General features: G+C 48.3%; 15 protein-coding genes and 1 pseudogene. 1 reads left to right on the top strand and 15 read right to left on the bottom strand.

Going from position 1 to position 22,081, the window contains the following annotated elements; translation table 11 throughout:
• The 13 genes and pseudogenes from BMZ79_RS24615 to BMZ79_RS24680 all read right to left on the bottom strand — a co-directional run bounded on the left by BMZ79_RS24615 (window position 1) and on the right by BMZ79_RS24680 (window position 17,289).
• Entirely contained in the window at window positions 1–909 is a 909-nt protein-coding gene (locus tag BMZ79_RS24615; RefSeq protein WP_371263788.1) for a carbohydrate ABC transporter permease, read from the bottom strand.
• Window positions 910–2,220, bottom strand: a complete 1,311-nt coding sequence (locus tag BMZ79_RS24620; protein ID WP_090645303.1) for an ABC transporter substrate-binding protein — start codon at window positions 2,218–2,220, stop codon at window positions 910–912.
• 90 nt (window positions 2,221–2,310) lie between these two features.
• A complete protein-coding gene (locus tag BMZ79_RS24625; RefSeq protein WP_090645306.1) occupies window positions 2,311–3,372 on the bottom strand; it encodes a response regulator transcription factor in 1,062 nt (353 codons plus the stop codon).
• A gap of 36 nt (window positions 3,373–3,408) precedes the next feature.
• On the bottom strand, window positions 3,409–5,145 hold the full coding sequence (locus tag BMZ79_RS24630; RefSeq protein ID WP_177222314.1) for a sensor histidine kinase: 1,737 nt from the start codon (window positions 5,143–5,145) through the stop codon (window positions 3,409–3,411).
• A gap of 570 nt (window positions 5,146–5,715) precedes the next feature.
• Window positions 5,716–5,901, bottom strand: a complete 186-nt coding sequence (locus tag BMZ79_RS24635) for a hypothetical protein (RefSeq protein WP_090645310.1) — start codon at window positions 5,899–5,901, stop codon at window positions 5,716–5,718.
• A 77-nt stretch (window positions 5,902–5,978) separates the two neighbouring features.
• A complete protein-coding gene (locus BMZ79_RS24640; protein WP_090645313.1) occupies window positions 5,979–6,917 on the bottom strand; it encodes a WG repeat-containing protein in 939 nt (312 codons plus the stop codon).
• A gap of 510 nt (window positions 6,918–7,427) precedes the next feature.
• Window positions 7,428–8,548 (bottom strand): annotated as a pseudogene (locus BMZ79_RS24645) (IS110 family transposase).
• 496 nt (window positions 8,549–9,044) lie between these two features.
• A complete protein-coding gene (locus BMZ79_RS24650; protein WP_090645316.1) occupies window positions 9,045–9,983 on the bottom strand; it encodes an acetamidase/formamidase family protein in 939 nt (312 codons plus the stop codon).
• 325 nt (window positions 9,984–10,308) lie between these two features.
• Window positions 10,309–13,002, bottom strand: coding sequence for a phosphopyruvate hydratase (locus BMZ79_RS34800; protein ID WP_218154771.1), 2,694 nt, complete (start codon window positions 13,000–13,002; stop codon window positions 10,309–10,311).
• 37 nt (window positions 13,003–13,039) lie between these two features.
• Window positions 13,040–14,170, bottom strand: coding sequence for a tyramine oxidase subunit B (locus tag BMZ79_RS24665; RefSeq protein ID WP_090645319.1), 1,131 nt, complete (start codon window positions 14,168–14,170; stop codon window positions 13,040–13,042).
• 361 nt (window positions 14,171–14,531) lie between these two features.
• Complete coding sequence (locus tag BMZ79_RS24670) at window positions 14,532–15,566, bottom strand: N-acetylglucosamine kinase (protein ID WP_090645322.1); 1,035 nt, start codon at window positions 15,564–15,566, stop codon at window positions 14,532–14,534.
• Between the two features lie 77 nt (window positions 15,567–15,643).
• The gene (locus BMZ79_RS24675) at window positions 15,644–16,747 is read right to left on the bottom strand and encodes a sialidase family protein (RefSeq protein ID WP_090645325.1); all 1,104 of its coding nucleotides are present in this window, start codon (window positions 16,745–16,747) and stop codon (window positions 15,644–15,646) included.
• Window positions 16,744–17,289, bottom strand: coding sequence for a DUF4364 family protein (locus BMZ79_RS24680; protein WP_090645328.1), 546 nt, complete (start codon window positions 17,287–17,289; stop codon window positions 16,744–16,746). The genes BMZ79_RS24675 and BMZ79_RS24680 overlap by 4 nt, the downstream gene beginning before the upstream one ends.
• A gap of 263 nt (window positions 17,290–17,552) precedes the next feature.
• On the opposite strand from BMZ79_RS24680, the gene BMZ79_RS24685 reads away from it, so the two are divergent.
• Complete coding sequence (locus tag BMZ79_RS24685) at window positions 17,553–18,512, top strand: D-2-hydroxyacid dehydrogenase (RefSeq protein ID WP_090645331.1); 960 nt, start codon at window positions 17,553–17,555, stop codon at window positions 18,510–18,512.
• Window positions 18,513–18,585: 73 nt separating this feature from the next.
• Here BMZ79_RS24685 and BMZ79_RS24690 read toward each other — a convergent pair whose 3' ends face one another.
• Window positions 18,586–20,913 carry a glycoside hydrolase family 9 protein gene (locus BMZ79_RS24690; RefSeq protein WP_090645334.1) on the bottom strand — a complete coding sequence of 776 codons (2,328 nt, stop codon included), beginning with the start codon at window positions 20,911–20,913 and terminating at the stop codon, window positions 18,586–18,588.
• Between the two features lie 168 nt (window positions 20,914–21,081).
• Window positions 21,082–22,032 carry a 3-hydroxyacyl-CoA dehydrogenase family protein gene (locus BMZ79_RS24695; protein ID WP_256253092.1) on the bottom strand — a complete coding sequence of 317 codons (951 nt, stop codon included), beginning with the start codon at window positions 22,030–22,032 and terminating at the stop codon, window positions 21,082–21,084.
• Window positions 22,033–22,081: the final 49 nt, after the last annotated feature.

Raw genomic sequence — 22,081 nt, forward strand, 5'->3', positions numbered from 1 at the left:
TTAGCCCCTCCCCCCTGCTTCATTTTCGTAATAAACCCAGTATTTGGAGGCTGTAAAATTAATCGCTGTAGCGATGGCCACTATGACTAGCAGAATCCATGCCAATGCGGATGCGTACCCCATATGCAAGGAGGCAAACCCTTTCTGGTACAAATAGAGCGCATACATTTCAGTCGAATTCAAGGGTCCACCTTTCGTGACGACAAAGGCTGACGTAAAGCTTTGAAACGACCCGATCACGCCCATAATCAGGTTGAAAAAAATGACCGGAGACAGCATGGGCAGCGTGACGGCTATGAATTGGCGGAACTTGCCGGCTCCGTCCACCGACGCAGCTTCGTACAGATCCCTTGGCACCTGCTTTAATCCTGCCAGGAAGATGATCATGGCGGATCCGAACTGCCAAACGCTAAGCGTGATCAAGGTTCCCAACGCCGTCTCGGGCGAACCGATCCAGTTTTTGGCTTGTATGCCGAAGAAAGACGCCAAATGATTAATAAACCCGTCGATACCGAATATATTTCTCCACAACACGGCAACCGCGACGCTTCCGCCGATTAAGGAAGGCAGGTAGATGATCGTTCGATAAAAAGAGATCCCGCGAATATCCCGATTCAGCAGCATTGCTACCATTAATGCGAACAACAGTCGCAATGGGACCGAAATGAGAACGAAGACAAAGGTAACGCGCAAGGAATTGTAGAAATAGTGGTCCCCTGTAATATCCATGAAATTCTGAAGCCCGATCCACTTGGGCGGGGACAATAATGAGAAGTCCGTTAACGAATAATAGAATGACATTAGCATAGGCCATAAGTTCAGAAAGAGAAACCCGATAAGCCACGGAGAAATAAATAGGAAGCCGGCTAAAGCATTAGAACGAAGTTTCCGGTTCATAGAATCCCCCATTTATTTCTCGTATTTTTTTGCGGCTTTGGCCAGCTCGTCGTAAGCTTGTTCCGGCGTGATTTTTCCAAACATGAGTTGCTGTTTAATATCGCCTTCTTCTTTGCCAAAGTCCGCCCATCCTGGCGCGCCCGGATTGAAGGCTTGCGAACTCTTGGCTGTCTTGTCGATCATCGCTACCGTCAGTTGATCGCCTTGGTTGAACTTCGGCTTCATCTCAGACACGATTTTGTTGGAAATGGGAATGCCCCTGGTCGTTCCGTCGATCGCCGTGGCCTCGGGATCGTTAATGAACCAGTCGATAAATTTCTTTGCCTCTTCATTATTTTTCGAATCTTGATTAACAGAGAAGTAGAAGGTTGCTTTCAGCCATCCTCCCGGCTGTTCGTCTTTTGGAATCGCCGCGACCCCGATGCTGTTCGGCTTCAGACTCTCGTAAGCTGAGACTTGCGCCGCATGCATGCCCTTGAATAACAGTTGTCCTTTAATCAACATGTCCTGGGTCGGGTCCAGATCGATATCGGCAAGCTGTACGTCCGGAGGCGGCACGACTCCTTTCTTCCGCAGGTCGACGAATTTATTCGCGTATTCCAACCAAGTTGCTTTATCATAGTTGAATTTCCCGTCTTGCGTAATTGGCCAGCCCTTGCCCTTGCTAAGTTGATAATTCGCATACAAGGTGCTATCCGCCGTGCCATCTTTAAAAGGATATTGGTCTTTACCGAGCATCGGTTTGATCTTTTCGCCCATGCTGAAATAGTCATCCCACGTCCACCCGTCGTTCGGCGGGGCGATGCCAAGCTTCTCGAGCGCCGATTTATCGTAAATCATGCCCCATGCATTGCCTCCGAGTGGAATCGCTGTCAATTTCCCGTTATATTTACCGGTTTCCAATAGTTTCGGATCGATATCATCAATATTGATGCCCGAGGACAGATCGGATAGTTGGCCACGCGCATTCCAATCGGCGAGCCAAGCGGCGTCCATTTGAATAATATCCGGCGCGCTTTTGGAAGCGGCCTCGGTCGATAATTTATCGAGGTAGCCATCGAATCCGGAGTACTCGGGTTCGAACGTAACATTCGGATGCTCTTTCGTATACAAATCCAACATTTTCAGCGTCGCGTCATGTCTGGCCTGCGAACCCCACCACATAATGCGAAGCTTGACGGACTCGGTACCGTTCGAAGCGGAAGGTGCTGTCGTGTTGGTATTCGGCGTCGCCTCGTCTTTCACTCCCAGGGAGCCGCAGGCGGTAGAAAACAAGGTTAACAACAGCAACGTCGTTCCGAGCCGCAGAAATTCCTTCTTCATGGTTTCACCTCTTATTGGGATTGGTAAAGCGCTTTCTTAACTAAAATGTTACCAATCGCCTTTTCGAGCGTCTAGGTAAGAAATGTCCGATTATTGTTTAAAAAGTTCAGAAAGTGAGCGTTTATTGATGTCCGTCGGACTGACCCCGCTGAAGTGTTTTTTGAACGCGGTGCTAAAATACGATACGTTTTTATATCCTACCTTCTGGGCAATTTCGTATATATGAAGCTTTCCTGCTAAAATGAGCTGCTTCGCCTTTTCCATTCGCACGCGCGTCAAGTAACCGTGAAATGTTTCGCCGGTTGTTTTTTTAAAAATATCGCATAGGTAATTTCGCGATATGAATACTTTTTCGGCCAGCTCCGTTAGTGTGATCTCCTCAAAATAGTGCTGTTGGATGTATTGGATGATAAAGTCCACGGCTTCCTTATGTTTCTCGCTGCTGCATCGGCTTTTGCAAATCGAAGAGATCTTATCGGCGATCCAGCAGCGGAAATCGTCAGGCTTCATGAAGGCGTTTATTTCTTCCTGAATCAGCGCCGGCGGAAACGTCTCATCGAGCGGGAGGCCGGCTTCATTCAGCGCATACGTGAGCATCGTCCAGCACTCGATGCCGAACCTCCGAATCGCTGGCAGGGCCAAGACGCCTTGTTCATCCAGTTGGCGCAGGAAATCGTCGATAATAAGCGTCGCCTTTCTTTCCTGCGAGGTCAAAATCGCCTCGCCCAACTGCCGGTGCCATTTCACCAAGCCAATGGAAGGACTCGGAAGGCGCGTAAGCTTCAGGTCGCGAATGGCTCTTGCGAGAACAGCATGCAGCGTTTGCAGTGAGATGGGCTTGGATAGATAATCCTCCACATTCAAACGCAGCGCCTGACGAGCGTATTCGAAGTCGTTATAGCCGCTGTGGATAATAATCTTTCCTTCGTACCCATCGCTACGGAGTGAATGAATCATCTCGATACCGTCCATGTCAGGCATGTAGATATCGGTTACGATAATATCGGGCCGACTCACGCGGACAATTTCCAACCCCTCCTGGCCATCCATTCCTTCTCCCACTAACTCGGCGCCAAGCTCGACCCACGGAATCATGCTTTTTAACCCTTTGAGCACCGATCTGTCGTCATCGATAATCGCTATTTTCCACATGGTTTGTTCTCCTCCCGTATCATTTTCCTTGAAGAATCACGACGAAGCCGTCGGCTGGGCCAATAGCGGAATTGAGACCGAAACAACCGTCCCTTTACTAAGGGTGCTTTCAATTGTTACGCCGTACAAACTGCCAAATAAAGCGTCAATTCGCTCGCGTACATTTCGAATCCCGTACCCTCCTTTTACCTTTTTGCGGTTATCCGGCCCATTGACTTGAAACCCTCGTCCGTCATCCGTTATCCGGATCGTGATTCCTCTATCGAATCCAAAGGCTTCAATAAGAATGAAGCCAGCGCTGCGCCCGTGGAAGCCGTGAAGGATGGCATTCTCCACGAATGGCTGCAAGGTGATTTTGGGGATCAGACAAGTCGTTAAACGATCCGGAACTCGGACTTCATAATCAAGCCCATTCTCCCATCGAAGCTGTTGAATCCGAAGATAGCACTCCACGTGCCGAAGCTCGTCGGCGATCGGAATAAGGCTCTCTCCATTGGAAAGCCCGATTCGAAACATTTGTCCTGTCAGCTCGAGGATGTTACTGATTTTATATTGTCCTTCCTGCATCGCCATCCAATTGATTTGATCCAAGGTGTTATACAGAAAATGCGGATTAATATTGGCTTGAAGCGCTTTAACCTCAGCCTCGCGCTGCCGGCGGAGCTGTACTTCAAGCGTCCTGTACAATTCGTCGATGCGTTCCATTTGCCTGCGGTAGCTGTTAAACAAATAGCCGAATTCATTTCGGTAATCATCGGGAAGGGACACTTTACTGCTGTCGAATGCGTATTTCCCCATCGCCTTAACGAGGATCCCGAGAGGCTTATGAAGTTGCCTTGAAATCGATAGGCTAATGGCGATTGCAATGAGAATCGTGGAGAGGCCGATGATCAGTAATAGTTCCGCCAGTTTGAGACTTCCATTGGTCACTTTCCTCCATGGCGTAATTTCGGTTAACGTCCAATCCGAATTGAACATTTTGGACCAGGCAAGCAAATAACGTTGGTGATTCTTCACATCGATTCGTAAGCTCCCTGCTCCGCTTATCGGATTTTTGACATAAGCGGAGACGTTATCAGCCGCGATCGGCTGGCCTACCCCAACAAGAAGATTCCCCCCGGAATCAAACAGCATGCGGTTAGCAGAACCCGAACCGGCCTGAATCAGGCTGCGGATCGCAGACGCCTTCACGTTAATCAGAATTAACCCTTTATATTCATTTGAGCTGGAGTAGATTTTTCTGGCGAAACTCAAGACGGACATTCGTCCTTGGAACGTGTCGATGGTATGCTCTCCGATCCAGGCGAAGTCAGTCGTCTTAACCTCCGGGTACCAGCTCTCTTTTTGCAAACGCGAAAAATCGTAAAATTGCACGGTTCTTTGGCGGTCGGAACGAACCGGATGCTCGATATAAAGATGAATGGAGAAGATGTTTGAAACGCTATTTGCAATATTGGTCAAATATTGCAGCGTATCGTTATATTTTTTGTTGTGGGTATAATCGTCGTCTCCGTTATACGAAAGATAATCGAGAAAATCCATGTTGAGCGTCGTGGAAAGCGAGGTTTGCTCGATCGCATCCAATTGGATCATCGTTTTTTTGTTTAATTCGGTCAGCAGCCCTTGTTGATAGTAGGAAGTGGTTTGCAATAATGCCTTAGAGGAAACAGTGTATGAAATCCACGTAATCGTAAGTGTCAGTATGAAAATGGACCCCGCTAAGCAGGCAAAAAATATACGATCCCAGCGATGAATTTTTAACGGGTTGTACATGTTCTCTGTCCTCCGGTTCTGTAAAGTGCTTTTCAAGAACATGTCGATGAGAGTCGGGTGCTAACGGATCAACTATCAGCTTCTTCAAAACGACCACTCCTTATTTTATGTATTTCTTATGGTATGACGTTGAAAGTGTTGATCAGGTTTGAGGATTATTCAACAGCAATAATTAATTATACCTGTATGTAGCACAACAAGATCGCCAAACGATATTGGCGACCTTTAATTATTATTATCGTGTCCCGTTAGTCATAATGAACGAGGCGGCCCCATTCGCTTAACGTAGGTTGCGTGTGGTTACAATGTGTAGTGAATTCTACCTCAAACCACATGCAGGGCTACACTCGAACCATTAGATTCGATAATCGCCTAATCGACTCAAGAGGCTTTTGTTGTAGTTAGCGTAATAATTTCCCATATCGCCAACTATGGAGCGAGGTAGGTTCTCTCCTTCTCGGGCGCCCCTGCCCTTTCTAGGAATGCTGCCCGATAGTTCAATAAAGAAAGAGCGGTCGCCGTAGTGGCAGACTGCTCTTAGATGGCTTCGAACTAACGTTCTCCGTTAGCTCAATCAATATCGTCAACTTGCTCCCCATCTTCATCAATTTGAACGCTACCGCCTCCAAATTGCCATCCCTTACTCTGGATGAATTCAATAAAAGCATCTGTGAATTCGTGATGTCCGAGATCCCCTTCTGTTGCAAAAACAGTCCCTTCGATATGAATCCCAATAGGTCTCTTCAGGTAAATCACCCCAGTCCTTTCGTTGAACAATCGTGTCCCGTTAGTTGAACAATTAGTTTAGCCGACGGCCCTCGTGATATGTGTTTCTATTTACTTTGAAATCTGGCGACCCCATCCAAAAAGGGATTAACTGATAGATATTGGGGATAGTAGTGAATTTCACAATTGCTATCAAGGTGACCAATAGTATTCCCAAGATAAACTATGGCTATCTCATCACCAAATCGAGTTGCATAACTGAATTGTGGTTCCAATATGATACTACCACTTCGATCTATAAAACCCCATAATCCACCAACCTTTACAGGTGCGATATTAGTTCCAAAAGGTTCAGCGTCCTTATAGATTGGATCAATAACAATTTCACCGTCTCTATTTATGTATCCATATTTACCGTTTCTCTGAAAGACAGCTAAGCCCTCAGAAAAACTACTAAGATATTTATATCTTGGTGGAACTTGAACATTACCATCGCTATTTATAACCCCATATTTATCGTTTGATTGTACAATCGCCAATTTTTCTGAAAATTCATACGCCTCATCCCAAGCGCCCTCAATGACTACATCATTCGTCGGATTAATGTAACCATACTTTTTTCCATATGCTTTAAATGGTGCTAAATTATCTTTAAACGACCCCAGTCGTTCATACTGGAAAGGGATAATTAATAGCCCGGAAGTATCAATAACTCCAAAACCGGATTGTATGGATACAATAGCTTTTCCCTCCGAATAACCAGACGCCCCTGGATATTGTGGCGGACATGCCATGCTTCCATCTAATGCAATGTATCCAAACTTACCTTCCTTAGCAATTAAGGCAAAACCTTCAACAAAGTCGGTTGCACTATCAATATCTAAGTAAGTAATAGTTTCGTTTCTCTTATTTATGACCCTGAATCTTGTGCCATCAGATACTATTGCTCTGTCCTCAATGAAGTTTGTCGCTTTATGGTATACGGCTTCGATTAAGACCTGGTTATTCCGATCAAGATATCCATAGAGTTCTGAAATGATTAACACTCCTCATCCAATGAATTAGGTCTTAATATTAGACATTTCTATTCAACTATCCTCCCTCTATGGAGAATCACTTTTCTCTTAAATGCTCTCGTTTTCTTAGATTTTGACCAAGTACACTCCTTCACAGATAACATCTAGATGGAACGAAGTTGTAGATGAAGAAATTTATGGGGCTGGTAAAGGCGCAAAAAAGCCTCTACCTAGACCACTCGCCAAAAAAGTGGTTGCTTCGGTAAAATATGGTTGCACCTTTGGATCTCCACATAAGCTCATGACGGTCAACCCTCCCACATCTCGCAGAGTCTACGCTCCCACATTCCTTCATTCAACCTGTCCATGAGGTGGAGGTCAGATATGCTGCCCGGCAGGATCTTCGTCCGTAAGGATAGTGCCGTTCCGACTCATCCGTGCTTCTTGTTATCTGTTTTCTTCACTAACTAGACCCTTAACAAAGGCATATATTCACTTAAGCTACTTGTGGTAATGCTGCGAATCGAGGGATATCCTGGATCATTTCTCTTCGCTGAACTCATGTCCCTTCTGCAGTATCCCGAACAGGATCCGTATGAGTTTGTTACACAATGCGATGAGAGATTGCATCTTTTTGAGCTGATTTATCGGCCGTTTTGTGTAGTAATCGTGCAAAGCCCGGAAGGCTGCGTTCTTAGCGACTAACGGCATCATCACTCGAAAAAGCAAAGCACGAAGACGCTTCCGGCCTCTCTTTGTTATCTTGGTCTGTCCTGTGTGTGTGCCCGATGAATTTGTTTTTAAATTCAATCCAGCGAGCTTTGAAATCTGTTTGGGGTAATGGTACTGGCTAATGTCTCCTACCTCAGCAAGGAATTCTGCGATGGTATCTCTTCCAATCCCTTTCATGGCCAGCAATTGCGGCACATGTGGAATCTGTATGAGCAATTCATTCAATCTGGCTCCCAGCTCTTCGAGCTTGTTACAAACCATTCATACTGGGTCAGCAGTATCTTCAACTCCATTTTAGCTAACTCGGAACCTTGTTGGATGCCGACAGAACGGCTGGCCGCTGCCTTCAGGCGCTGTATCCGAGCTAAACCAAGTCCTCGTTTTGCAGCTTCTCTTAGGTGCTGCAGCAAAGTCTCATCCGACACATGGACTAGCTAGTGCGGTAGTAAATAAAAGCTCAGCATTTGAATGGCAGATTTGCATTCCCAACTTCATCGCTTCCCTCAGTTCTGCATAAATGCCCTGTGGAAGGCTAGGTACGGCGTATCTCCCATCTTTGACCAGCTGTGCAATGACCTTCGCATCTTTGATGTCATTTTTAGTTGGGGAATTGTCGTCCAACTCTTTGCTCTTCTTCACGTGCATCACTTGCTTTTCTCTAAGAAATGAGCAAGGTTCAGCCAGTAATGACCGGTTGGTTCCATGCCAACAATAACGTCTAGGAAACCTTGCTCCCCTAAGATTTTACGATACCAGCTCACAAACAATTCGAATCCTGCTTGGGTGTTTTCAAACGTAATTGGCTTCCCGAACTCGACTCCGCGGTTGTCTTGTGCGCGAGCCACATGTTTGAATTTTGCGATGTCTACACCGACAATTAAGGTAGAAGATGTGATTTGATTAATACGCTCATTTTGATTAGAATTCATGATGTAGTCTCCTTGGTTTGTTTTTGGATCCGGTCGCTGGCGAGCATCTGGGACCCATAAACATCTTACCAAGGAGTCTTTTCATTTCTCAAACCTCGTATTTCTTTATAATAGGAATGCTGCCCGTTAGCGTAACAACGGCAACCGATCGATCTGTGGCCGGCTGCCGTCGTGACATGATTGAACTATCGAATTCAGTTAGCTCAATAGCGACTCGTAATATCTACCTTCTCAATTTGAGCCTTAATTTTCTTGAACATATGAAAACAAGAAGCGATAACAGTAAACTAGCAATAAATGAGACTATAGCAATTATATATTTCCCTAGAAGTAAATAAAAAAACAGTGCATATAAACTACACACAGCAAAAATAAACACAAATAGTATTAACATGAATTTTTGAGATACCAAATAATAGAAATATAGCCTTCTCAAATATATTCTCACCCTGGCATTTTTAACATAAGTATCATGTACTTCAAGTCAAATCGTCAACTACTCTACCCTGTATGCGTGCTTTGATCGCTTTAATTGCGATAAAACCGATTTCGGCAGTTTGCAAACTACGCTGTAGGCGGGGTTAAACGTGTTGGCAATTTCATATTCCACTACTTGTCCCAGCAACAAGCTGACTTCCGAAGATGTTAAGTCGAAATCTTCCTGCAGCAGCCGATACATTTCGGTCGTTGCATGTTGAAGCGCCTGGTCAAGCGGCCGTGCATTGCCTATACAAAACCAATGTGTATCGGTTTCACCTCTCGGCCAGCCTATAGTTTTTCCTTTTTGAACGCTAACTGTGAACTGAACATCCATAGATATTTCGAGACCTGTACCGATGATTTCCCCATCGCCTTGCAAGGCATGACCATCACCCAAATAAAACAATGCACCTTTGGATGACACCGGAAAATAAACAGTAGTGCCTGCGATCAGTCCTTTATAGTCCATATTACCGCCATACTCGCCGCTCGTAGCAGTTGAGATGAACTGACCATTGGGAGGTGCTACACCAAAACAGCCTAGAAAAGGCTGCAAAGGCAGTTTCAATTCAGCAAGCCCCGGTGATGGCTCCTTGAGATAAGCAACCCCCTGTGAAACTTCCACCGTCCAGCGTACAATGTCCGATGCCGGCAATGAAGCAGCAACATATGGTTCGATAACTGCTGGGGCAAGCATGTTGGTTGTCCAAGCCCAATTGCGGTTCGGAGTAATTGATTCGAATTTAACCGCAAGCGTATCACCGGGCATCGCTTCTTCCACATAGAAAGGTCCTGTCATTGGATTCCCGCTAGTAGCTGCACTTTCGCCGTTGATGTCCCAGCCTCTCGCATCGATTGTCGTCGTAATGACCGTATCCCCATCCCCAATTGTCAATATAGGTGGATGCTGGCCTATCGTATTATAATAAAGCTGCGGTATGAACTGATAAATCATGACTACTCCCCCTTGTCAATTGGATAGTCTATTGTTTCGACAACTGTTATAAATTCCCTACCCAGCTTAACAGTGAATAAGGAAAAGCGATTGATTGGATCTATTGCTGTGCTCTCGTTCCTCGTTAGCAGAGTAGCCTAGTAGATTCAGATTTTTTGTGTGAAGAGATTTTACCACGTTTTGAAAAATATGTTTTCCAGTTCAACAAGTGGTCGAAATAAAAAATCCTCCTATAACTATAGGAGGAACGTAGCCCCTTTTGCCTGGCGACCGCATGATTATATGTGTAGGTTGCCTTTCCAAGCACAAATGAGTGTCGCTTAGCTTAGAATTTCAAAAGTTGGTCGATTTTTGCCATGTGACAACCGGGGTATTTATCTTTAACCCTCATCAAGAAGTTCAACTTTTCAATGCGCTCGCCGGAACGAGGACAGCCGTTTTTGATAAAAGGGATCTGCAGTCCGACTGCCATATCCATGACAACATCGTCGACGACGCCGCCGGAACGCCCGGAAGTGATCGAGAGCAGCCCGTGGGCCTCTGCAAAGTTGTGAGCTTCAAGCGCTTCACTGATTGTACCAACCTGGTTAGGCTTTAAAATGAAGCCATCGATGGAATTAGCCTTATGAGCACGCAAAATACGGGCTTTGTTTGAAACGGTAAGATCGTCTGCAATGATAAGTGCACGAGTAATTTCCTTATGCGCTTTTTCATAACCTTCCCAATCGTTCTCATCCAATATGTCTTCAATGAATACAAAATTATATTTTTCCGTAAGGTCCTTCATATAGCTGATAACCTCGTCACTGGTCGCATACTTTCCGTTCAGGTAATAGCGGTTGGTTTTTACATCATACATTTCGCTCAATGCACAATCCAGTGCAAATGCACATTTGTTGGTATAACCGCATAGGTCGATGGCCGTTTGGATCAGGTCAAGGCATACTTCAGGGTCTTCGGAGGGGGCTACCCAGCCGTAAGACTGCCCGACGGCAGGTTCGGCGCCGGTGTATTCCCTTATAACATGGCCGAGTTTCTGAAATACTTTGACTGCGATTTCCACAGCTTCCTCGATGTCGTCAGCGCGATAAGGCATGACGATGAATTCGTTGAAGGCCTGAGTAATGCCGCCGTTTTGGCCACCGTTAATCACGTTAAATGATGGAATAGGGACGGTTTTCACATTGCCTCCGGAAATACAATCATAAAGCGGACGGTGTTGGGTCGCTGCCGCCGCACGGTAGCAGGCGACGGAAACACTGTAAATAGCGTTGCCGCCAAGTACCTGCTTATCAGGAGTGCCATCAAGTTCGATCATAACCTGATCAAGCATCTTTTGGTCAGTTACATTCAACCCTATCAAATTGGGGGCGATTATTTCATTGATGTTCGAAACAGCCTTGTGAACACTGAGACCATCGTACTCGTTCGGGTTGCCGTCACGAAGTACCCAGGACTCGTACATCCCCACGGAACTGCCGGTGGGAGCGGCACCGGTGCCCATTGATCCGTTTTCCGTAACAACATCAACCTCGACCATGGGTCGACACTTGCAGTCTATAAGCTGACGAGCATGAACTGATCTGATCCGGTTGCCATGTTTTTCCATGGTCTTTCCGGGAAGGGCGGGAACATACATAATGTGCAAATCACATAGATTGGTTCCGGTGTTTCCCGTAAAGATAGTATCTCCAATCTCTTCAAGCGCTTCAAAGCATGCGTGGCCGCGCAAGGATTCATAAACATCAATTCCTTTTCCGCAGGCAACCGCAAAGCTTTGGGAATCCGTAATGCCTCCGGCTACCTTGGTTGTTCCGTCGGTTCCCTCCGAGTCGATGGAAAGAAGGGCGCAGCCGGGTATCTTCTGAGCGGCAATAGCAAAACTGAGCGTAAGTTCCTGACCAGGACCACCATGCCCCTTAATTTGAGAATTGTCGAGAATTTTTGTGTTCACTTCTCCGGAGCTCAACACTACGCAAGGAGCAGCGACGGGATTGCCGCGATTCTGGATTTCCCGGGCAATGGATGCAAAAACCGTTCCCACATCTTTGCTTTCACCCTCGATGAAGGAGGAAAGAATGACAGCTGGAATACCCATCTCCTCTGCTGCTTTCTTTGCATATAGGCAGGAATCGGGCAGACTGTTAATGAGAAAGTAGGTATTTTCAGGAAATGCCTTCGGCGTTTCTCCTTCGGGACCCACATTCATGATGTAGTTAACAACTGCTTTAGGTAGCCGGTCTTTAACATCGTAATCGTGTATGATCCGCCTTGCTTCTTCAAGCGTGGTCTGATCCGGTCCCATGGGGGTGCCTTTATAATCCTTATATGGTTCACCTATATTATGGGTCGCAGGTGTACCTACTGCGTCGCTGATTCCGAAACCGATCAGCTCGGCGCCGCGGGCTTGGATACGTTTGGCCAGCATGCCGCCGTTCATCTGGCTTATGTGCCTGCGAATAGCGTTTATTTCGTATATGCTGCATCCCGACTTCAACATAATATCGGAAGTGTCACTCTCATCTTGAAGCGTAATCCCGTCAATCGGGCAGCTCATAAGAGCTGAGCTTCCGCCGCTCATCACAACAATAAAGAGGTCATCGGAAGTTGCATGATCAACGATTTTTAATATTTCCTGGCAGGCGCGTAATCCTTCTTCGTTAGGAAGCGGATGACCACCCACATATACTTTTGTCTTTTGAAAAACATCTGTTTCCTCGGAAATCTTCACTATCGCAATACCAAGAGTAAGATGATCACCGAGAATCTCATCCACTGCCATTGCCATGTGATTGCAGGCTTTCCCCGCACCGATAAGATAGACGTTGCGTTTTTGGGAGAGGTCCCATTTGCGGCTTCCAATACACAGGATATCGCCCTCCATACGAGCGATACTTTTGATTCGTTCGTAAGCATCAAGATACTGCAGTGTCTTATCCGCAATATCAAGAACAATTCTTCTACTTTCGACGTCGCCATGTGACAGCAAGACGTGTCTGTTTTTTATTTTGGGCTTCATTTTGAATCTCCTTATCAACATCAATCAGCGTAGCCGTTTATGCTTCTTCACTTTGTTTCGGACTCTCCCAGAGCAGCAGTTTCTTACCGATTCCCTTCTCGAGCGCAGTCATATAAAGATCATATCCGAGACCTAAATCAAATACAGACATACCGCATGAAACAAAGCAAATAATTTGCTTATCGCTGATACGGCCTTGATTTTTACCGATAATGACCTGGCCGATGCTGACGGAATCATCAATAGCCGGTTTCTTGCCAGCATCAATAAGGCGATAAATTGGCCCGCCGATTACGCCGCTGTAATAGGCTTCCTTGTCACCGGATTCGATTGCATCTTCTACATAGGCATGGTGCAAGCCGATATGGTCATAAACGATATCCGTGTCCATCCAGAGAGATTCATCGCACTGGAGAGGACCGGAGGCAAGTATTGTACAACCCTGCTTTATCCATTCGTGTCTGAAATGCAGGGGAGCGGTACGGGAGGCGGCGACAGAAATCACATCAGCTTCACGGGCGGCAGACTCAAGACTGTTTTCAACGACGGCATTCAGGGCATAGTTTTTCTTGATATAGGTTGCAAGTGAAACGGCTTTTGCTTCAGAGCGGTTATTGCAGATAACCTTTTCAACATTCGGAAGTTCAGTAATGATCGAATCGAAGCAGGCTTTGCCAATAGGGCCGCAGCCAACAAGTGTGAGCACCTTGGAATCCTTTCGCGTGAGATAACGGGCGCCTACGGCAGGGACCGCGCCGGTACGGGCAGCACTGATCAGATTTGCGCTCATGTAGGCTAAAGGCTCGCCAGTGCTTTTATTATTCAGAGTAAGCATAAGGACAGATCGGGGGAGACCCACTATTTTATTTTCTGCATTTGAGCCGTACCATTTCTGTCCGCATATATCAAAGCGTCCGCCAAGATAAGCAGGCATGGCTACAAAGCGGCGATCAGGCCCGGCAACAGGCATGTTGGGAAATGGCGTCTCTTTAGGGAAAACGATATACATTCCGTGATTGTTATGATTGTTTCCTCCCATCAGATAGTCGCCCTGCACTAAAAGCTTGAACACCTCTTCTGCACTATTCACGCACATTTTAACATCCAGAACACCAGCTTCAATGACGTCCGGTTCGGACATATAAAGGAACTCGGTTCTCTTGCCCAAATTCTTTTCTCCTTTCGAGCCTTAAAAGATTGATGAATGGCGGCGTGTTTCCCCTATTGCGGTTTGTTGTGGCCGATGATGTAATCCCACTTGGCGAAAATGCCGTATTAATACCGGTCAAACGACCATCACAAGGTGAAAGCGCTTTCTAATAGTTAGATACGACTCGGATTCCTTTGCATCTCCTTTATAATTTGAACACTATTTTCAAGCGATTTTATTGTAAAGAATGAATCTTTGTAATTACTTGTATTGTAGAATCAGACATAACTTTGGAGATCTATATTAATTAGAAACAGGGCAAACTATGAAAAATTGCCCTGCTCCTCTTGTTACCCAACTATTGATTTTCGATTCTTTTTTATCCTACCGACTCCGCATCTCCGATATCCCGGAAAAGCTTCCGTTCGGTGCAGCAACGCTCAAGCGTTTCCATAACGCCCACGGGAATACCCTGCGGATAAGTGCGATCCAGTTCCATTAACAGCGCGCCGATTACCGGTTCAAACCGCGCGTTTATACAGTATGCTCCGGGTATTTTTTCCTTGAGGCGTTTTTCAATAAGTTCCTGTATGATGTTGTCGCCCTTACACACGCCTCCCGAAATGACCACAGGCAGCGGCCTGTCAACGATATTCAGTTTTTTTGCGGCAACCACCACATAATTAGCCAAATCGGCGCAAAATAGTTCAATGTACTTCAGCGACACAGCGTCCCCGAGCCGTATGGCTTCAAAAAGCAACGGGCAGAAATCTTTATACAGCGGCTGTTTGGGAGACTCGTCTTCGGTTCGTCCCGTCGTACAAAGCATATAAAACTCCTCTACGGATGAAAAACCCGTAAAATCCAGCAACAGGCGCGTTAGTTCGGTCGCCGGCGCAAGACCGACGCTGGCGTCCACCACAGCGTCCACAATGAAGCGGCCTATGGCTTCGCCTCCCTGATGTACGTTCTTTAAGTAGTAGCCATACTCGTAACTCTGTCCGTCCTTGTTATAGACCGCGCAGTTGGCGCCTGTGCCCAAGCAGATGACAGCGCAATCGTGTCCGATCATCTCCGTGCCGCCCCGAAGCGCGCCAATGCAATCATTAAAGTAAGAAACATTCTGGACGCCCAACGTCTCGCGAAGCTGTCTGACTCCAATAGGTAATTCAAACGGCCAATCCGCACCGGAACAGCTTGCAGATACCCGATCAATATTTGACGTGGACAATCCTGCGTCGGCGAGAGCTTTGTCTGTAGCGAAACGGATACGCACCATTTTATATATCCGTCTTTCCAGCGCTTGATAGACCCATTCTTTGTCATCTCCAAAGCCCAAAATATTGCCTTGGTAATCGGCGATGATAGTATGTGCTTTCGTGCCGCCTAGATCAACAGCTAATATCAATGACATGATTAACACTCCATTTTATGTACTGAACAAGTTCAGCAGGTATGAGGCGATCAGATGATCGAATTCAGGGTCGGCGCTTACATCGAATCCACTGGGATCTTGGCGATGACGGCGCTCCTTACGTCATCTTGCTCCTGCAAGGTAACGGCGATATACAGGATTCCTTCCTGCTCGCAGGCGCAGGGATAAAACCAAACTCCCCCCCGGTCATCGAATTCCGGAACCGTGTCTTCGAATAACTTATAGACTTTTGTGTATTCTACCTCTCCCGGTTCGGTGAGAGCTATACAGAGCAGACCTCGTTTAAAGTATCCCCGGTCATTGTTGTAAATCAAGTAACGCCTGCCATCGGACAGGATGCCTGCAAACATTTTAGAGTTTCCGACCGGCATGGTGGTAATTCTGGCCGGCTTTGACCAGCTCTCGCCGTAATCCTCGCTCGTAAAGACAAAAGACGGTCCGCATGTGAGATCGCCAAACTTGCCCTCGTCATTACGGACATAGGCAGTGACGGCGCTTCCCTGCACGACCAAAGTAATTTCGGGACATCTGATCTTCATGGCGTCTGGAGCGAGCGGATCGTACAAGAAAGAGCAGCGCCACGGCTTCGCGATATCCGCGCCCTGACTGATGAGCACTGCCGGAAAGGCGGGAGTGTCCCCTTTCAGGGGCATCCAGACGCCGGCAATATAATCACCCGTGTCCATCAGAATGGGGGCAGAATTGCTCAGGAACCCCCCGGATATGACGGAGACTCTTTCCCAACCGTTAAGAGAAGACTCCGCAGCCTGGAACAGGTCAAGCGAAATCGACAAATTTTTGCCGCCCATCTCGGTGATCAGAGAAAACAGTTTGCCTTCATGCACAAAGAAGCTCGCCGGCACAAAGTGCTCCTCGGCGCTGCCAATCTCGCCCACCACGTTGAATACCTCCGACCAGTTCTCCCCTCCGTCCTCGGAATAGCGCCCGCGGATCAAAGAAGATCCGCAGATTTCCGCGTCGGTAGAGTTATACCAGCCCAAATACAATCTGCCTTCATGCGAAGCGATCGTGCAATCGTGAAGAAAGGGCAGCAGATCGTGATGTCCATCGTGCGCGATTAGCCTTGTCATACCGCTGGGATAGGACATTTCGGATGAGTGGGGGTAAAGGAGCCCTTCCTTCCAGACGGGTAGTTTCATGCCTTTCCCTCCTCCGGCCGATTTGTCCAGAAGCCCGGATCCGGCTCACCCTCGGCGATGGCCTGCCATACGGCGTCAAATGCACGCCCGGAGTTGCTCATCCAACCGGAGCATATTTTTTTCGCGGTGTCGATATCCCTAACGATAATATTAATTTTGAGAACAATCCTTGCACCCTCGCGGATGGAAAGGAATACGGGAACCACCCCCGTGGATGACTCGGTGTACTGGGCAATGTAGTCTTTCTCCTGCTCAAAGACACGCTTGTACTCCGCGCTCTTGGCCGCTACGTCCGCTGTTATCGGTTCAAGTGCCGCGTCGCCGTTCACCAAAGTCCGGCCCGCTTCCGTGATTTGATAGACGATGCCACGCAAATTGATAGCCTGGCAAACAAGTCCCTGCTCCTTGAGAGAGGTAAGCGGCAGCTTGAGATCGGATTCCGCGACAAGGCCTGTTTCAAATAAAAAACGTGAAAGCTCACCCACACTCAACTGATCCATCTGCGCCAATGCGCACAGGGCATACGATTCTTGGCTCAACATGACGATCCATCCTTTCTTAGTTGATAACGGCAGGAGCAATCATACTGTTCCTCCCCCTATTGCCGCAATTATAGGCATATACGCCCGTGCAGTCGAGAATGAATAAATTCACTTCCATCGCAAAAAAACCGATTTAGTAGGATTTTTTATCATCTTTATTATCTGAAAACGCTTAGTTAAAATGTAAAAATGAGGTATGCCCCATTCCGGAATTGCCGGAAAAATGCTCATTACATAATCAACAACATTGGAGGAATTTACGGATGGTTAAGACACTGCTTGTCATGATGACCTTTTTACCTGAATTTCGCGCTAAACTGGAGGCGCTTGCACCCGAGCTCGATATCGTTTACTGCGAGGAGCAGGCTCCTTCGGAAGAAGATCTCAAACGAGCCTCCTATATCTGGGGGAACCCCAGCGAAGAGCAGCTTTCCATATGTGAGAGATTGGAATGGCTGCAACTCCAGACAGCCGGGCATGACCGGTATGTGCAGCCGGGCGTGTTGCCGAAGGGCGCTTTGCTGTGTAACTGCTCCGGTGCTTACGGGCTTGCCATCTCCGAATTTCTGCTTGCCCATACGTTCGTCCTCATGCGCAAGCTCCACCTGTACCGCGATCTTCAGCATGAGCGCAGTTGGCGTCATCTGGGGCGCATTGGGATTGTAGCGCGCTCTTCCGTGCTAGTTGTCGGCATTGGCGATATCGGCGCCCGTTATGCTCAAAAAATGAATGCGTTGGGCGCAAAGGTTTTCGGCATTCGCCGGCAAGTCGACAATAAACCCGATTATCTGGAAGCCCTGTATCGTATGGATCAAATGGACGACATTCTGCCGCATTGCGACATTGTCGCTCTGTGTCTGCCGAACAACCCGGAAACGGAGGGCTTATTCAGTCGCGAACGCATCGCGAAGATGAAGCATGGAGCGTTCCTGCTTAATGTGGGACGAGGTTCCGCCGTCGACACCGAGGCGCTCTGCGACGCGTTGGAATGTGGCGCGCTGGCGGGCGCTGGCCTCGACGTGATGGATCCGGAGCCTCTTCCTGAAAGCCATCGCCTGTGGAATATCAAAACGGCAATGATTACGCCCCATTGCGCCGGCGGTGACCAATTCGGAGAGATCTATCCTTCCATTATCGAGATCTGGTGCGAAAATCTGCGCCGTCTGCAAGCGGACGAACCCCTGCTTAACCGTGTTGACACTGAAACCGGATATCGCGTGTAACAAAAGCCGAAACAGCCCCTGCCTCTAAATGGCAGGGGCTGTTTCGGCTTGCATTTATGGCGGAAATGAGGAATCAGATCCCCTTGTAAACCTCTGCAATACTCCACATCACGCGCGCAGTGCTGCACACCCATACTTCCTTATAGGTGCAGTTGTTTTGCATAGGCATATAGGGCTCGTCTTCATTTTCGAAAGTCTCGAAGCCGACAGGCACCGCGCCGACAGGTTGGCCTGCAAAGCCACCGTAGAGCAGAGGATAATCATAGCCTTCTCCATACATGGTGCTCATGGCGAAAGGGTTGAAGCCCAAAACATATTCCAGTTGCCTGGCCGCTATGTCATAAAGCTCGCGGTCGCCAAGGAACCTTGCCAGGGTAAAAACATTTTTGGCCTTGCTCAGCAAGGTCGCATGAAAGCCACGGAACTGGTAGGATACCGGAAATCTGCGCAGATAGGTATTATCGTTCAGCTTGATCCCGTTTTTCACCTGCGCATTATATTCTTCGATCGTCGGACTGCCAATGTCCTTCGCCCCCTCGTGCGACATCTTGGAATAATCGGTGTTGCCGACTTCGTAAACGCCTGCCGGCAATATGCCGTAGGGCTCCATGACGTGTGCGGTTTCCTTGATGTAGTCGGTGTAAGCATCCACGCACTGTCTCCACAATCTCGAATCCGGATGATCCGGCGCGTCTTCGAGCAGCAGTGTGAAGCCCTTCATGAAGAAATGCTCATAACTGCGGTGATAAAAGCTGATAGGCCTTGTTTTATCGCGATCTTCGTAGAAGTAGCCGTGTAGCGGAATGGAATAGTCCGTCCTGCGTTCCAACTGTTGACATTGGGCCAGCTGCCGAGCACGGTTCGCCGCCGCGTCAAGAAAGCGTGTCTCGCCGGTCACTCGGTAAAGCATGGCAGCGGCGGAAGTGGCCACTGCGATACGCTCAGACATCAAGCTGTTATCGTTCGAAGCTACAATCGTTTCTTCCGCAAAGAAAAAGTCTTCACTGGCGCACTTGACACACCAGTCATAGTAATTCCGGTCCCATTTGTAAAACGGCGCGCCGTAGGCGCAGGTATAAGCGGCGGTGTAGTTATGAATGGCGGTATTCTTTGCCTCCCCCGTCATGTCGTCCTTATCGCCGCGGTAATTCTTGGTCCAGATGCCCTTTGTGAGGCTGGTATGGCGGTAGCCGTCGCCAAACCGGGTGCGCATCGCCCAGTTCAGTCCCCAACGGGCTTCCTCTAGTACGCGATCGGAAAGATCCGGCTGCGTTTCACGGGTCGCGTCGCCGAGGTCCAACATGGCGACAATGACATCTGCGGTTTTATCTATAGCCTGCGATAAATCCGCAGCATCATGCCAGCCGCCATGTATAGGTATAGTGTGCCCGTCAGGGTGTTTGCAGAAGGTATCGAGGTGGCATTCGATGTGAAGCTCCGGTACTTCGAAACCACAGCGCTCGGTGAAGAAGAAGCTCAGGCTCTTCCAGGCGGCGGCGAGAAAGGCGTCCGAACCGATGGGAAAGGCTTTGGACGTGCAATCTCCTGCAATAATAGTATAGAAGCCGGGTGTGTTAAAACCGGAGAAATCCAAGAGGCTAAAGCCGTTTTCGCAAGTCGTTACCTTGCCGGTATACACGGTGTTACCCTTATCATCGGCCAGCGAAAAGGTTTCCGCATCGGAACTCTGGACCAGCGCCTGTTTGCGCGCATCGCTCAGATAGCCGCTGTGGCAGTATGCTATGGAACGTTCTGGGAGGTCCCAGCCACGGCTCTTTTCGGGCTCAACCGTTTCAATCCGTAAATCGTCCATATAAAGGGTCATGCTATCCGAGGCATTCATGGGAGAGCCGAGCATGAACGTGAATACCGAGATGCCGATGACATTGTCGCGGTAGATATCGGGAAGCTCCCAGATAATCTGTGTCCACTGTCCAGGCTTCATGTCAGCGTGATGCATGCCCTCGAAACGGCCGGGCACGGGCATAATGTGCTCACCCTCATTGTGCACGGCCAGCACGACAAATTGGCTGGAAAAACCGGGAGAGTCCACATAAGCCCATAGTGAGATGCGGTTGTACTCATAGAGGTTTTCGTGCTGCATCGGAAAAAATATGCCAGGCTCGTCATATCTGCGGTTGTTTGGTCTTTTGACGGCGGTTGATGTGGGTGTGTCCAGCCGGATGCTTCCCTTGCCGGATATGGTGTTTGTAAAATCCCTGTGTATGGTACCTGGGCCCTTTTGGATCAGGGTGTCAAAATTTTCGCACAGTTGAAGCTCACGGGACTTCAAAATGGGCTTCTTTCGCCAGCGTTCATAAGCGGAATCCGATTCGTCCACTTTCATGGATCTGCGGATGTACCGGCTCTCCTTGAGCTGATCGAGTAGCGGTTGATACATGGAAAAACCTCCTTCTTATTTTGGTATAATCCGATCGTACATTTCAGAAAGGCGATCGATCGGGCAGGTCGCGAGAAAAACGGCCCATTGATTCGGCTAAATCGGATCATTGCGATATGGTTGCACAACAACGGCGTTAATCCGGTCCCACTGGTTAGAATGATGTATTCAAAATTCAGGCTGTTCCATCCCCATATCGCGCTTCAAATATCGAATGAGCTCCTGCTCCCGAGCCTTGGTCATTTGTGCGGAAAACGCTTCGTCCCACTCGTAAAAGCCGGCACCTGTTTTTAGCCCGTACTTGCCGCAGTCAACCAGCGCGCGCATAGCGTCGAGCGATTGATCGGCCTTGCTCAAATCGGCGAACAAATAGTTGGAAATGGCGTCAAACACTTCAAGACCGCCCATGTCGGCCGTCATGAACGGACCGGTTATGGGGAGCCGGCGCCCGAGGCTGTACGTCACGGCGGCGTCAATATCCTCCATGCTGGCGATCCCCCGCTCCAAAATATACTGCGCCTCCCGGAACAGCGCATACTGAAGCCGGTTACCAACCGATCCGAACACATCTTTTTTCACGAGAATCGGTTTTTTGTCCATAGCCCTTAGCAGCTGCATCGCCCGATCCGCCGTCTTGTCATCGGTTTTCTTCCCGCGTACAACCTCGACGAGCGGCAGCAAATGTGCAGGATTCCAAAAGTGTGTGACGACCATCCGCTCCGGGCGCTTCATCCGCTCGGCAATCGCCGTCGGGCTCAGCCCGGACGTATTGCTCGCCAATACCACGTTTTCATCGCACCATGCATCCAGCTGCTCGTAAAGTTGCCGCTTCAGCTCCATCTGCTCGGGAATCGACTCGATAACGAAGCTGGCGTTCGCTACAGCGTCCGGCACCGAAACCGTTGTGCGGATGCGCCTGCGCATCGTCGCAATGTCCTCCTGTTTGATCAGACCGTTGTCGGCCAGCAGCGCCAGCTTATCGCAAATTCCTTTGTCGGCGCGCGCCAGACTGGCTTCACTGTTCCCCTGCAAAACGACCGAAAGACCGGCCCATGCTGCCGTCAGCGCGATGGAATGGCCCATCAGCCCTGCCCCCAGCACGCTTAAGGTTTCTCTCAAACCGTTCTCCCTCCTTGTTTCTTCCAAATACTACAGACTCCTGGTCGGT

It is taken from the genome of Paenibacillus sp. UNC496MF (assembly GCF_900113915.1).
In the GTDB taxonomy this organism is placed as follows: Bacteria; Bacillota; Bacilli; order Paenibacillales; family Paenibacillaceae; genus Paenibacillus_Z; species Paenibacillus_Z artemisiicola.

Bases quoted from the DNA above. Each gene is read 5' to 3' on its own strand.
- BMZ79_RS34800 (WP_218154771.1), bottom strand. From the start codon at position 13,002: ATGAAGCCCAAAATAAAAAACAGACACGTCTTGCTGTCACATGGCGAC.
- BMZ79_RS24630 (WP_177222314.1), bottom strand. From the start codon at position 5,145: ATGTACAACCCGTTAAAAATTCATCGCTGGGATCGTATATTTTTTGCC.
- BMZ79_RS24680 (WP_090645328.1), bottom strand. From the start codon at position 17,289: ATGTTGAGCCAAGAATCGTATGCCCTGTGCGCATTGGCGCAGATGGAT.
- BMZ79_RS24625 (WP_090645306.1), bottom strand. From the start codon at position 3,372: ATGTGGAAAATAGCGATTATCGATGACGACAGATCGGTGCTCAAAGGG.
- BMZ79_RS24690 (WP_090645334.1), bottom strand. From the start codon at position 20,913: ATGTATCAACCGCTACTCGATCAGCTCAAGGAGAGCCGGTACATCCGC.
- BMZ79_RS24620 (WP_090645303.1), bottom strand. From the start codon at position 2,220: ATGAAGAAGGAATTTCTGCGGCTCGGAACGACGTTGCTGTTGTTAACC.
- BMZ79_RS24670 (WP_090645322.1), bottom strand. From the start codon at position 15,566: ATGTCATTGATATTAGCTGTTGATCTAGGCGGCACGAAAGCACATACT.
- BMZ79_RS24615 (WP_371263788.1), bottom strand. From the start codon at position 909: ATGGGGGATTCTATGAACCGGAAACTTCGTTCTAATGCTTTAGCCGGC.
- BMZ79_RS24675 (WP_090645325.1), bottom strand. From the start codon at position 16,747: ATGAAACTACCCGTCTGGAAGGAAGGGCTCCTTTACCCCCACTCATCC.
- BMZ79_RS24685 (WP_090645331.1), top strand. From the start codon at position 17,553: ATGGTTAAGACACTGCTTGTCATGATGACCTTTTTACCTGAATTTCGC.
- BMZ79_RS24650 (WP_090645316.1), bottom strand. From the start codon at position 9,983: ATGATTTATCAGTTCATACCGCAGCTTTATTATAATACGATAGGCCAG.